Genomic DNA, 12,996 nt, shown 5'->3' with positions numbered 1-12,996 from the left:
CCCCTCTTGTTACTTACATTGCTCAATTATATTTTGCAAAGTATACGAAATGGCTTGATGTGTTTCAAAGAATCGCTTACCTTTACCTTTATTTACAAAACATTGCAACACATTTGTCTGTAAATTATCGTACACTTGATCAATTTGCTGTACATGTATATACTTCGGTTTTTCTTCCTTAATCCATTTATAAGCTAATTCTTTCCACACTTTTAATTCCTCATCTACCATATCTACAAATGGTTTCATATCCTTATAAAAATCGTACTCAATCATTTCTCTTTTTTTCACATTCGCTTCATTATTATACTGCATGAGTTTTTCTGAAGATTGTATTAATGCTTCATACTTCATTTTATTCCCACCTTATTATGCACTCACTACGACGTTTTGAAATGCCTTCACCCAATTCCCTTTTTCTTCGTGATGCACTAATTTATTTTCCATATGCTCAATATGCATTTCTGTTATTTCTATTTTATTGCATATTTTTTCACTCGTATCCTTCAATGCATGATTCATTCTAATCCCTATATTCATTTCCAGCAAATCGAGAGAACTTAACATTTGATCCATTGTTTTCATTACATCTTCCTTCTGAACCATCGCCATATACAAAACGCCCCCTTCTTTGCTTTTCCTTTGTCATGTAATTTCGCCGAATGACTCTTCACTCCTGCTCACATGACAAAACTAGTTGTTATTCGTCAAAGAAATCATTTTGTATGTCATTTATAGAAATGGTAACAATACAAAAAGGAGGTGTATGAAAATGGCAAAGAACAAAAACGAAAAAAAGAAAAAACGAAACAAACAAAATAAACCCGAGACTGGCAACCCTAAGTTAGATGGTCCAAACTTCCCTGCTACATAAAGTGAAACTTTAGCACTTTTACAAAAAGCTAATTTCTAAAGCATCCTTAATCTCTTAATTAAATTTTTAGCATACAGGGCAGGATTACTTCACATTAAGAAGTCCCGTCTTCATTTATGAAGACGGGACTTCTTTTTTATTATATCACGAACTCATCCATCCTTTTAACAAAACGATTTACGATAGAAGCAACATATATTTGCTCCCTCTTTCTTTTATACCATTCTGTTATATCAACTTCCCCCTTATACTCTTCCAGTAGAAACAACTCATTTATTTCCGTATCTCTACAAAACCAATCTCTCATACTTATTTCCTTATGTGCAACGACAGGATAAACCTCTCTAAGGGCTGGCGTACAAGATTTTCTAGCTTCTCTTACATAATATTCATAATCTGCTCTTGATCCTGTGTGTATAGTTTGCAATGCAAACCTATGGAATGAACTTTTATAATTCGGATGAAACAGTAACTCCGCTAGTTTCTGCCCTAGTTCTATACGCTTTTGTAACGTTTCAAATTGATAAACTGAAAAACCATACATCCTCCCTTCCACAGTCGGAAAAATAACAGCACTAATATGAAGCATTTCTTGCAATTTAAAAAGTGCAGTATGGAATACATGTTTTTTAAAATATGTATTCTCAATAACTGGTTTTTGAATTTTATTTTGCTCATTTATAATAAGCGCTGTCATGAGCCTATTTATATCTTTTTTTTCCCAAAAATAAATCCATTCTTTTTCCATAAAAATTGATACGTTAAAATATTGTAACAAATAGAATAGTGGTACCTGCCTCCTCTTACTTTCTTCGTATAACAATAGCTGAGGAAATGCATCTAAAAAAATAATCCAATTCGCTTCTTCATAAGTCAGAAACAAATGTTTTTTTACTGTTTGAGGTAAAACAGTAGCATAATATATCCCTTTTAAATCAGTCATATTCCATCCCGCATTTCTCGAGACCATACTTGCTAAAAAGGCCCACCTAATTTCACTGTTCCTTACATAATATTCTTGATAAGAGTGTGTTCGAGAAATGTTGTCCATATTAGCCATTTCTATTTTCCCCTTAATGTTATAAACGATTGTTTTTTCTTCGTCTGTACAAACCATATTTTTACGATATTGTTTAATTTTTGCATAATCATTCCATGTAAACATAAATAAGTCATCATACCTTTCTTCAAAAAGGTCACATCTTTTTTCATTTTTTGTTATAATCACCTTTGTAAGTAATTCTTAGCAAGTTGGGAGTGGACACACTATGACCATTCGTTACCCAAACGGAAAACGGTACAATCAAGCTTCACAACCTCATAAAACACCAATTAAAAAACATACTTATAGTAATAGAGGTATGTCCCTTGAAGAGGAATTGAATGAAACAAATGAATATTACTTAACCCATAATATTGCATGTGTACATAAAAAGCCTACACCTCTTCAAATTGTAAAAGTAGATTACCCCGCTCGAAGTGCTGCAGTGGTAAAAGAAGCGTATTTTAAACAACCTTCTACAACAGATTACAACGGTGTATACAAAGGGAAATACATCGATTTTGAAGCGAAAGAAACAAAAAATAAAACCAGCTTTCCACTTCAAAACTTCCACCTTCATCAAATTGAACATATGAAGCAAGTACTCGCTCATGATGGAATTGCATTTGTTATTATTAAATTTACACTTTTTGATGAACTTTATTTACTAGATGCAAAACATATTATTGCATTTTGGAATCGTCAAAATACTGGTGGACGGAAATCGATTACGAAAGAAGAAATAGAAGAGCATGGATCTTTATTATCATGCGGTTATCACCCTCGGATTGATTATATCCGTGTACTAGACACGGTTTATTTTTCGTGATAGAGTCATCACTAAGGCTCTTTTTTCGACTTTTGGGGAGAGAATGAAAGGTAGGAGAAAGTATAATGTCAGATAATTATCGTTCTCGTACAGAACGAAATCATGTAAAAAATCAAAAGCAAGAAACAAATAAAGAGAACAAACCAAAGAAAAAAGGCTCCTTTTTAAAAAAATTCCTTATAGGTTGTCTACTTCTTGGTATCGTTGGTCTTGTAGCTGGCGTTTCCGCTTTCTTTGTTATGGTGAAGGACGCTCCAAAATTAGACAAATCAAAACTTGTCAATCCTTTATCAACAAAGTTTCTTGATAAGAATGGGAACTTTTTCTATGAATACGGTGCTGAAAAACGAACCCACGTTACGTATGATCAAATTCCAAAGGTAGTTGAAAGTGCATTCCTTGCAACTGAGGATTCACGTTTCTATGATCATAATGGAATTGATTTTAAACGAACTACAAAAGCAGTTATGGAAAATGTCACTGGAGGCTTCGGATCTCAAGGTGGTAGTACGATTACACAACAAGTAGTCAAAAACTATTTTCTAACGATGGACAAAACTGCGAAGAGAAAAGTACAAGAATGGTACCTATCTTACAAATTAGAGCAACAATACTCTAAACATGAGATCTTAGAAATGTACTTAAATAAGATTAACTTAGGTAACCGTTCGTACGGTATTGCAACAGCAGCCAAAAAATATTATAACAAAGACTTAAAAGACTTACAGTTACATGAAGCTGCAATGCTTGCAGGTTTACCCCAAGGTCCTAATATTTATGACCCAACAAAACAAGACAACGTTGAACGAGCTACACAACGTCGTAACGTCGTATTATCATTAATGAATCGACATGGTTATATAACAAAAGATGAAATGAATAACGCAATGAAAATCTCTGTAACTGAGGGTCTTCAACCGTCTTCAGAAGTAACTGAGATGAAGTATCAAGCATTTTTAGATGCTGTTGTAAAAGAAGTTGAAAAAGAATATCCCGATATAAATATCGGTTCAGATGGTTTAACGATTCATACAACACTTGACCAAGATGCTCAAGATTACGCTGACAAAATTATGGATGGCAATCTCATTAAGTATCCTAACGATCAATTCCAAGGATCATTCGTATTTATGGATACACAATCTGGAGAAGTTCGAGCAATTGGAGCTGGGCGTAAAGAAAGTAAGTCTACTTTCAAAGGTCATAATATGGCCATTGATCTAAAACGCCAAGTTGGTTCAACAATGAAACCAATTTTCGACTACGGTCCAGCAATTGAGAATTTACAATGGTCTACATACCATCAATTAAATGACTCAGAGTATACGTATTCCAATGGTAAAAAAATACGAAATGCAACAAATAGTTACAAAGGTGACGTTTCACTACGTGAAGCTTTGAAAAAATCATTAAACATCCCGGCTTTAAAAACAGCCCAAGCGGTGGGTCTTCCTAAGTCACAAGCGTTTGCTGAAGGGTTGGGTATGACATTTAAAGACGGCAAAACATATGAATCAACAGCAATTGGTAGTAACGATAGTTCTCCATTAGAACTAGCAGGTGCATATGCCGCATTTGGTAATGACGGTGTATATAATAAGCCTCACTTCGTAAAAGAAGTCATCTTCCCAGACGGGAAAAAGAAAAACTTTAAGCCGAAAGAACAACGTGCAATGCACGACTATACAGCATATATGGTTACTGACGTACTTCGTGACGTAATAAGACCTGGTTCTGGTGGTACAGGTCCAACAGCATACGTTTCCGGTATAGACGTAGCTGGTAAAACAGGAACACAAAACTTTGATGAAGACGTTATAAAAAAATATGGTATCCCAGCTGATGCAAACAGAGATAGCTGGTTTGCTGGATATTCACCGCAATATACAATGGCGGTGTGGACTGGTTACGAAAAAGATAGCTCAGAAAATTACATTGGCGATCGCTCTACTAGAATTGCGCAACAAATGTTCCAAGTAATGATGAGCAAATTCGCTACAGATAAATCTCGTTTCGAACGCCCTTCTTCTGTACAAGAATTATATGGTGAATTGTACGTAAAAGGTGCTAAGAAAGATGCGGTTAAACAAATTAAAGTAGATGCACCTAGTGGTCTTAATGTCGCTTTCGATGGCGCTAGCACAGTTACACTAAACTGGTCTGGACCAGCAGAAGTTGATGCGTATGCAGCAAGCTATAAAGCAACTGACGGTTCAAGTGGTAGCCTATCAATAAGTGGTACGACAGCTACTCTTGGTGGTATTAAACCAGGCGTTACTTACAGCTTCTCTGTAGTAGCGAAAAAAGGTAATGGAACAAGCCCTGCAGTTGGTGCATCCTTCACTGCACCTGGCGGAACTCCAGACCCGAAAAAAGCTGAAGAAGAGGCTAAGAAGAAGGCTGAAGAAGAAGCTAAGAAAAAAGCTGATGAGGAAACTCAGAAAAAAGCTAATGAAGATAAACTAAAACAAGAAGAAGCTAAGAAAAAGGCTGATGAAGAACAGCGTAAACAACAAGAGCAACAGCAACAACAAGAACAACAACGTAAACAACAAGAAGAAGCTCAGAAAAAGGCTGCTGAAGAAGAAGCCGCTAGAAAGAAAGCCGAAGAAGAAGCTGCTAGAAAGAAAGCTGAAGAAGAGGCTGCTAGAAAAAAAGCTGAAGAAGAACAACACAAGCAACAAGAACAACAACAAAATACCGGAGGAGATACACCTCACGCAGACGGAAATGTTGTTACAACAGAATCTTAATACAAAAAAAGAAGTCCTTTCTCTTAACGAGAAAAGGACTTCTTTTTTGTTATCATTTTCTTTACATATAGCTTTTCTATTTCAATATACAACTGCGCTAACTGAATGTAGGAATGATAATTATTCGGTTTCTTTATAATGAACGAATATCGCTCCATAAAATTAACTGGTTGTACTTCCAATTTACTCGTATAAGCTTCCATTTCATTCAAACTATGAACAGGTTGCTCATTTAACCAAAATACAATCGATAACAAATGTGCCGCCAAAAGAATCATTGGACCTTCAGCTTCTTGCTTATTTCTGTTTCGAAATAGTGTAGCAATGTCTTCATGCTTACTTTTCCACACTTTCAACAGTACAGGAATACTATTTTCAATTTCATTCCATGGCTCATATTGTCTTTCAATATCATGTATAAAGTAAGTATTTTGTATTATTTCTTCAAAAGATTGGTCTGTGTGATACGTAATCGAATTCGCACTCTCTTTAAAAAATGGTACGCACCGAAACTCTTTCGGTATTTCTATAACTCGCTCCATCCTTTATTTCCCCTTCATTCGTTTCTTTCCTTCGCGACATATTTCTAGTAATCGGCACTCTTCACATTGTGGTCGTTGCGCCTTACAGTAATAACGTCCAAAGAAAATCATACGGTGGTGTGTAACTCCCCACTCATCCATTGGAATTTTCTTCATCAATGTCTTTTCCACTTCTAACACAGAATCTTTCCATCTACAAATTGCTAACCGTTTACTCACTCTCTCTACATGCGTATCAACAGCAATCGCTGGAATTCCAAATGCAACCGAAACAACTACATTCGCTGTCTTTCTTCCTACTCCTGGTAGTTTCGTCAGCTCGTCCCGGTCTTCTGGAACTTTCCCGTTATAATCATCTAGCAACATCTGGCACAATTTTTGAATGTTTTTCGCCTTATTTCTAAACAATCCAATGGAACGTATATCTTGTTGTAATTCTTCTAAAGACACACTTAAATAATCCTCTGGTGTTTTGTATTTTTGAAATAAATTTTTCGTCACTTTATTTACAAGTGCATCTGTACATTGTGCAGATAATGCCACCGCGATTACTAATTCAAACGGATTATCATGAATTAATTCACAATGTGCTTCTGGATACATATCCGCCATTGTGTCTAAACAATAGCGAATTTGCGTTTTATTTAACATATACTTCCTCCTACATTACTGCTCCAACCAATTATAAAAAGGCACTTTCCCAGTAAATTTCGTCTCTTGTTTTGTCGTTTGCTGCGTTCGTTGTTGATTTGCTCTAAATTTCCGTCCTTGGTTTTGGGCTTGATCTACTGTTTTAATACCATTCTTTTTCCACTCAAATAAAATACGATCAATATATCGGAAATTAAGCTTACCACTCATTACAGCTTCCCTGAGGGCCGCTTGAATTAAATTCGGATGATGTTGATCTTGATCTTCCCACATACCCAACGTTTCACATTCAAACGGAGAAAGTGGTCTTCCAAATTCTTTTTCAAATACTGTATATAAATTTACTTGCAGTTGTTTTATTTCTTTTTGTTCTTCCTCTATTGATTCGTTCATTAAGAAATGCAATATTTTTTCCCATAGCGGTTGTAAAGAATAACTTTCACAAATCATCGCTTCTGATTTTTGTCCACCTTCTAATGATAAAAAACCTTTTTGAATCAATGTCTGAATTACTTCCATACATTTCATTTCAGTAATCGTCATCCGTTCTGAAATCTCTGACGGAGTCGGGAACGAATTGCCCGATTCTAAAAATGTGTGTACATGAAGTACAACCATAAATTCCACTTCATTTAACCCTAATTTTTTATAATGCATCATAAGTAATTTTGGAATTGCGATGCTTCCCTGCTCAAACCACTGTAACATCATTTTCTTTTTCATCACCAAACACCTCGCTCTCTAGTATAACACACCTTTCGCTATTTCTTTTTGTCACAATTCGTCAAAAAAACCTCCCTATTATGTAGGAAGGTTTTTTGTATTGCGTTAATAAAATATACAATTAAGCTTGCACTTTACTTTTCATAAACGTATGAATGCGTTCTAATGCTTTCTCTACTTGTTCAAGAGATGTCGCATATGATAAACGAACATTATTTGGAGCACCAAATCCTGTACCTGGTACAAGAGCCACTTTTTCCTCTTCTAATAGAGCTTTTGCCCAATCATCTACAGTTTCGTATCCTGATAAAGCTACAGCTTCTTTTACATTAGGGAATAAGTAAAATGCACCTTGTGGTTTAATGCAAGTAAAGCCAGGGATTTGAATTAATTTATCATAAATAATGTTTAATCTTTCTTCAAATGCTTGACGCATTGTTTCTACAGGTTCTTGTGAGCCTGCATATGCTGCAATTGCGCCGTATTGAGCGATTGAAGTAGGGTTTGACGTACTATGACTCGCTAAGTTCGTCATCGCTTTAATAAGCTGCTTATTTCCTGCTGCATATCCAATACGCCATCCTGTCATAGAATGAGATTTAGATACACCATTAATAATAAGTGTTTGTTCTTTTAATGCATTAGAAAGCTGGGCAATCGAAGTATATTCTGCTCCACCATAAATTAATTTTTCATAAATTTCATCTGAAACGATTAAAATATCGTGTTCTAAACATACTTCTCCAAGCTGTTGTAATTCCTCTTTGCTATAAATCATTCCTGTTGGATTGCTCGGTGAATTAATAATAACTGCTTTCGTTTTCTCTGTAATTGCCTCACGCAGCTGCTTCGCTGTAATTTTGTACTCATTGTCTTCCAGGCCTTCTACGTAAACTGGCTTACCTCCAGCAAGCTTTACTTGCTCAGGATAACTTACCCAATAAGGAGTTGGGATGATAACTTCATCTCCTTCATCAAGCAACACTTGGAATAATGTATATAATGCATGCTTTGCACCGTTACATACAATAATTTCAGATGGATCATACGCAATTCCTTGATCACGTGTAAACTTCTTCACAATTTCTTGTTTTAACGCTTGTAATCCACCTGTTGGTGTATACTTCGTATGTCCTTCTAACATCGCTTTATGTGCAGCATCCATAATATGTTCTGGCGTATTAAAGTCAGGTTCTCCTGCCCCTAATCCAATTACATCATGACCTTCTGCTTTTAATGCTTGTGCCTTTGCTGTAATTTCTAAAGTTGCAGATGGTGTTAAAGCAGCTACTCGCTTTGCTAATTTCATTTGTAGTTCCCCCTACATCTATTTTTCAATGCTGTAATGACCAGCATAAGCCCCATTTTGAAACTCTAAATAATAATACGTATAACGATCTTCCTGATCAATATATGTAATTTCCCACAACGGAATATCGTTTTGAGCACCTAATTTTACTTTTATAATTTCTTTTGGCTTTGGCTTCGGCTCATCGCCTTTTCCTGTAGCTTGTTCAGCCAACTTTTGCAAAGCTTCTTTTTCAGGAATACCTTCACTCTTTTTCTTCACAAGGACATTCCCTTTTTTATTTGGCACCCAAACAATAATTTGTTCTCCTTTTTCGTCTACACCTTGTACGACTGTATATGAAGAATTTCCGTTATAATAATCTACAGATTTTACTTTTGTAAGCTTTGCCTTTTCTTTTGCAATTTCTACAGATTTTTCCTCTTTATGGATTTTCTTTTCCATTGCTTTATTATAAACATACGCCCCATATATTCCGCTAGCAACGATTACGATAACGATTGCAAAGATCCACTTTTTCATTGTATCACTACGTTCTGTAAATCGTAAATACAGCTGTTTCTTTATCTTTTTCGTCTAATGCTAATCCGAACATGAGGTCCTGCTCTTTTAACGTACGATTCAAACTATCAACGATTTTATACAAATCAGACGAATATTTAAGACGCGTCGTTGATAGGACTTCGATTTTCTTATCCATGAAAAAACTCCTCCGTTACACAAAAATTTCTAATTATAGAAGAACGCAATACGGTTACAATAAGAGTACATTCTTTACAACCCCTGCTTCATCACCCATCTATTATAGCAGGACATGTACTGCAAAAAAAGGTTTCAAGTCGAAAACCAATACATTTTGTATACAAGAAGTAAGAAAAATAAAATTCCTCCTACCCACATTTTTTACGCCTGAAGCTTAAATGTACTTCAGGCGTATTTTTCTTCCAATTTTATTTATTTGGCCGTTCCTTTAATTGTTCTAATAATTCTTCTAAAGGGCCTTCATAAAGCGGAACAGTTGGGATTGATTGTAAAAAACGTTTTCCATAAGAAGCGCTTGTCAAACGACGGTCTAATACAAATACTGTTCCGGTATCTGTACTTGTTCTAATTAGACGACCAAATCCTTGTTTGAAACGCAAGATTGCTTGCGGGAGTGCTAACTTAGCGAATACGTCCTGTCCTTGATTTTGTAACCACTCTCCTTTTGCTTCCATCATCGGTTGATGCGGAGGTGTAAAGGGAAGTCGTACAATAACAAGACAACTAAGGGCATCTCCAGGTATATCTATCCCTTCCCAAAAACTACTTGTTCCTAACAAAATCGATTTGTCGAACTCTTGAAATTTACGAATGAGACGACTTCGGCTCTTATTATTCACACTTTGCGTTAATAATAAATACCCCTCTAATTCCTCATCATTTTTCAAATTCGTATACGCTTCTTTCAACATCTCATAAGAAGTGAATAAAACAAGCATTCTACCTTTTGTAGCTTTCGCTATTTTTGCAATATGTGCCGACACAGATTCAATATATTCTTCATTACTTGCTTGCTTAATAAAAGGCACATCTGTTGAAACCATTAATTTCATCTGTTCTTCAAAACGGAATGGTGACGGAACCTGTAATGTATTGGGAGCAAAATCATGTAAACCTAGCTCTTCTTTTATATAGTCAAATGAATCGTTTACTGTTAACGTTGCTGATGTGAAAATAACACTCTTTTTCTGTGTTAAAAATTCATCCGCAAGCCTTTCACCAATATGAACAGGCTGTGCATATAAAACGGTTGAATGAATTGTCCCCTTCGTTTCAGTCTCCATCCATGTCACGTATGAATTTTTTTCTAAAATGAGTAATTGTAAAGATTGTTCCATCTTTCTCAACAACTCAATTAAATGCATAAATTCACCTGTAACAACATGCATCTCCCATTCTAATTTACTTTGCAATATATCAACTTGCTTCTCAAGTGTAGTCAATAATTTTCTTACATCGTATACAAAACGATTTGTTAACTCGGTAATGCTATCCCATAACTTACCTTTCTCTACTTCCGTGTTATATCGATAAATGAGTGGCATATTGCTTATCCCTTGTTCCTGCTTTGTTTGTTTAAAGATGAAAGCACGTAACATTTGGAATAGCTCATCCGCATCAAATTTCAATTCCTTCAAACTATGACTCACCATACGGAAAGTCGAACGAGAGGCTTGCTCTGATTTTTTCATCATTTTATATACTTTAGAAAGTACATCATCTGTTTCTAGCGTACCAAGACGAGATAAAACTAATTGAAAATACATACAGGAGAACTGTTCACCTAATGTTCTACTCGCCGCTTCCTCGATATGATGAGCTTCATCAAAAATAATATGTTCACATGAAGCAAATAGTGGTTCTTCGCTTGAAAAATCTTGAAATAATAACGCATGATTTGTAATAACGATATCTGCAAATAATGCTTTATTCTTTGCTCGTTGATAAAAACAACGGCTATACCAGTTGCTTTGCATCCCGCCTGGACTATGTACATCACTACAAATACGGTTCCAAAGTAACTTTCCGCCCTCAGGAATATTTAATTCATCACGATCGCCAGTTTCTGTTTGCAATAACCACACTAAAATTTTTGCCTTTGTGAGCGCCATATCATAATTTTTCTCTTCCTCTTGCAAAGCATATTCAAATTTATGTAGACAAAGATAATGCTTTCTTCCTTTCAAAAGAGCTACTTCAAATGAAAATGGCATTATTTTCTGTAATAATGGAATTTCTTTTTCTAATATTTGTTGTTGCAGTTGTACTGTTTGGGTACTTATGATGACAGGTTCTTCTTTTTTCGTTGCAAAATAAACACTTGGAAGTAAATATGCAAGAGTCTTCCCTGTTCCTGTTCCTGCTTCAATTAGTGAAAACCTAGAATCTCTTAGTGCTGTATATATTTCCTTCATCATAATCTGTTGGCTTTCTCTTTTTTCAAACTTTGGCATATTCAATTCAAGTTTATCGATTGCCTTATGCAAGAAAGCATCAAATTTAGATGAACATGTTTCACTGAGATTTAAAGCATAATTTCGTTTTCGAAGCGCAATATTTCGATATACTTCATACCCCTCTGCCCCTTTTCTACCATGCATCATTTTCTTTAAAATATTTTCAGAAAGTACATCCGCTATATCACTTTGAAAAACATCGCTCAATTCATAAAGCGATTGCAAGGTGACAAGTGGCAAATTTTCAATTTCATTTAAAAATTGTAAAAATAATTCCGCTGTTGCAAGAGCATCACTATCCGCACGATGCGGTTGATCGTGCTCTAATTCATGTTGTTTAGCTAAATCACGTAATTTATAACTATCAGCCGTCGGCAAAAGAATTTGCGCCAACTCAACTGTATCAACTTTCGGACAATGTACTTCTGTATATCCAGCACGCCTTAATTCTTCTGTTAAAAAATTCCAATCAAAGTGAACGTTATGTGCAACGAAAGCTGCACCTTGCAATAGCTCAACAACCATCGGGGCTACATCTTGAAATAACGGGGCTTGCTTAACCATACTCTCATCAATCCCTGTTAATTCTGTAATAAATGGCGGAATCTCTCTCTTCGGATTAATAAAAGATGAAAAAATCTCTAGTATCTCTCCATCTTCCACTACAACAGCTGCGATTTGGGTAATTTTATCCTTCCCGTCCTTCCAGGAGTTCCCTGTCGTCTCTAAATCCACAACGACATAACGTTTACTCATATATGTAACACCTCAATTTCTTACCTATCAAACACAAAATTATATAATGTTACTATACCACGTTTTATCTCATCTTAATGAAAAGATGCACAAAAAAGCTATCTCCGTAATAGAGATAGCCTTCTTACTTATAATATCGTACCCGCTTTTTCAGCGCCTAACATTTGGATAATTTGATTATCATCGTCTAATACTGCAATTTTCGGCTCTTGGTTATGAATATTTTCTTCTGCCACTAAACCGTAGCAAATAATAATAACTTTATCCCCTGGCTGTACAAGCCTTGCAGCTGCACCATTTAAACAAACAACACCGCTACCTCGTTCTCCTTTAATAACATATGTCTCTAAGCGAGCACCATTATTGTTATTTACAATTTGTACTTTTTCATTTTCTACAATATTTACTGCATCCATTAAATCTTCATCAATTGTAATACTACCTACATAATTTAAATTTGCTTCTGTTACCGTAGCGCGATGTAACTTCGCTCTCATCATTGTGCGAAACATAGATGC

General features: G+C 35.5%; 14 protein-coding genes. 3 read left to right on the top strand and 11 right to left on the bottom strand.

Features of this window, described 5'->3' with window-relative positions; all coding sequences use genetic code 11:
- Positions 1-9 precede the first annotated feature (9 nt).
- On the bottom strand, positions 10-354 hold the full coding sequence (locus tag NHG49_RS07915) for a YppE family protein (protein WP_000872967.1): 345 nt from the start codon (positions 352-354) through the stop codon (positions 10-12).
- A gap of 15 nt (positions 355-369) precedes the next feature.
- A complete protein-coding gene (locus NHG49_RS07910; RefSeq protein ID WP_001252042.1) occupies positions 370-612 on the bottom strand; it encodes a hypothetical protein in 243 nt (80 codons plus the stop codon).
- A gap of 85 nt (positions 613-697) precedes the next feature.
- On the opposite strand from NHG49_RS07910, the gene NHG49_RS07905 reads away from it, so the two are divergent.
- Positions 698-874 (top strand): phage portal protein, encoded by a 177-nt coding sequence (locus tag NHG49_RS07905; RefSeq protein ID WP_258125673.1) that lies wholly within the window; start codon positions 698-700, stop codon positions 872-874.
- Positions 875-1,013: 139 nt separating this feature from the next.
- On the opposite strand, the gene NHG49_RS07900 is transcribed toward NHG49_RS07905, so the two are convergent.
- Positions 1,014-2,039, bottom strand: a complete 1,026-nt coding sequence (locus tag NHG49_RS07900; RefSeq protein WP_064476689.1) for a DUF2515 domain-containing protein — start codon at positions 2,037-2,039, stop codon at positions 1,014-1,016.
- A 103-nt stretch (positions 2,040-2,142) separates the two neighbouring features.
- Here NHG49_RS07900 and recU point away from each other — a divergent pair, with 103 nt between their 5' ends.
- Together recU and NHG49_RS07890 are read left to right on the top strand one after the other, a co-directional pair.
- The gene (gene recU, locus NHG49_RS07895) at positions 2,143-2,745 is read left to right on the top strand and encodes a Holliday junction resolvase RecU (protein ID WP_064476602.1); all 603 of its coding nucleotides are present in this window, start codon (positions 2,143-2,145) and stop codon (positions 2,743-2,745) included.
- Between the two features lie 65 nt (positions 2,746-2,810).
- Positions 2,811-5,498 carry a PBP1A family penicillin-binding protein gene (locus NHG49_RS07890; RefSeq protein ID WP_088048409.1) on the top strand — a complete coding sequence of 896 codons (2,688 nt, stop codon included), beginning with the start codon at positions 2,811-2,813 and terminating at the stop codon, positions 5,496-5,498.
- 23 nt (positions 5,499-5,521) lie between these two features.
- Here the strand turns inward: NHG49_RS07890 and NHG49_RS07885 are convergent, their stop codons facing one another.
- The 8 genes from NHG49_RS07885 to panD form a co-directional block, all read right to left on the bottom strand.
- The gene (locus NHG49_RS07885) at positions 5,522-6,040 is read right to left on the bottom strand and encodes a YpoC family protein (RefSeq protein ID WP_258125670.1); all 519 of its coding nucleotides are present in this window, start codon (positions 6,038-6,040) and stop codon (positions 5,522-5,524) included.
- A gap of 3 nt (positions 6,041-6,043) precedes the next feature.
- Positions 6,044-6,691, bottom strand: a complete 648-nt coding sequence (gene nth / locus NHG49_RS07880) for an endonuclease III (RefSeq protein WP_002158563.1) — start codon at positions 6,689-6,691, stop codon at positions 6,044-6,046.
- Positions 6,692-6,706: 15 nt separating this feature from the next.
- Positions 6,707-7,414, bottom strand: a complete 708-nt coding sequence (gene dnaD, locus NHG49_RS07875) for a DNA replication protein DnaD (protein ID WP_064476605.1) — start codon at positions 7,412-7,414, stop codon at positions 6,707-6,709.
- A 121-nt stretch (positions 7,415-7,535) separates the two neighbouring features.
- Positions 7,536-8,723 carry an aspartate transaminase AspB gene (aspB, locus tag NHG49_RS07870; RefSeq protein WP_000761545.1) on the bottom strand — a complete coding sequence of 396 codons (1,188 nt, stop codon included), beginning with the start codon at positions 8,721-8,723 and terminating at the stop codon, positions 7,536-7,538.
- Between the two features lie 18 nt (positions 8,724-8,741).
- Positions 8,742-9,245: a cell wall elongation regulator TseB-like domain-containing protein gene (locus NHG49_RS07865; protein ID WP_000758745.1), complete on the bottom strand. Its 504-nt coding sequence runs from the start codon at positions 9,243-9,245 to the stop codon at positions 8,742-8,744.
- A 7-nt stretch (positions 9,246-9,252) separates the two neighbouring features.
- Complete coding sequence (locus tag NHG49_RS07860) at positions 9,253-9,423, bottom strand: YpmA family protein (RefSeq protein WP_000358354.1); 171 nt, start codon at positions 9,421-9,423, stop codon at positions 9,253-9,255.
- Positions 9,424-9,673: 250 nt separating this feature from the next.
- On the bottom strand, positions 9,674-12,478 hold the full coding sequence (gene dinG / locus NHG49_RS07855; protein WP_222660657.1) for an ATP-dependent DNA helicase DinG: 2,805 nt from the start codon (positions 12,476-12,478) through the stop codon (positions 9,674-9,676).
- A gap of 128 nt (positions 12,479-12,606) precedes the next feature.
- Positions 12,607-12,990 carry an aspartate 1-decarboxylase gene (gene panD, locus NHG49_RS07850; protein WP_000490178.1) on the bottom strand — a complete coding sequence of 128 codons (384 nt, stop codon included), beginning with the start codon at positions 12,988-12,990 and terminating at the stop codon, positions 12,607-12,609.
- Positions 12,991-12,996 lie beyond the last annotated feature (6 nt).

Origin of the sequence: Bacillus sp. IBL03825, assembly GCF_024712505.1 — a bacterium.
In the GTDB taxonomy this organism is placed as follows: Bacteria; Bacillota; Bacilli; order Bacillales; family Bacillaceae_G; genus Bacillus_A; species Bacillus_A wiedmannii.
Note: the sequence above shows the minus strand (reverse complement) of the source record. Positions and strands in the feature narration are given on the sequence as shown.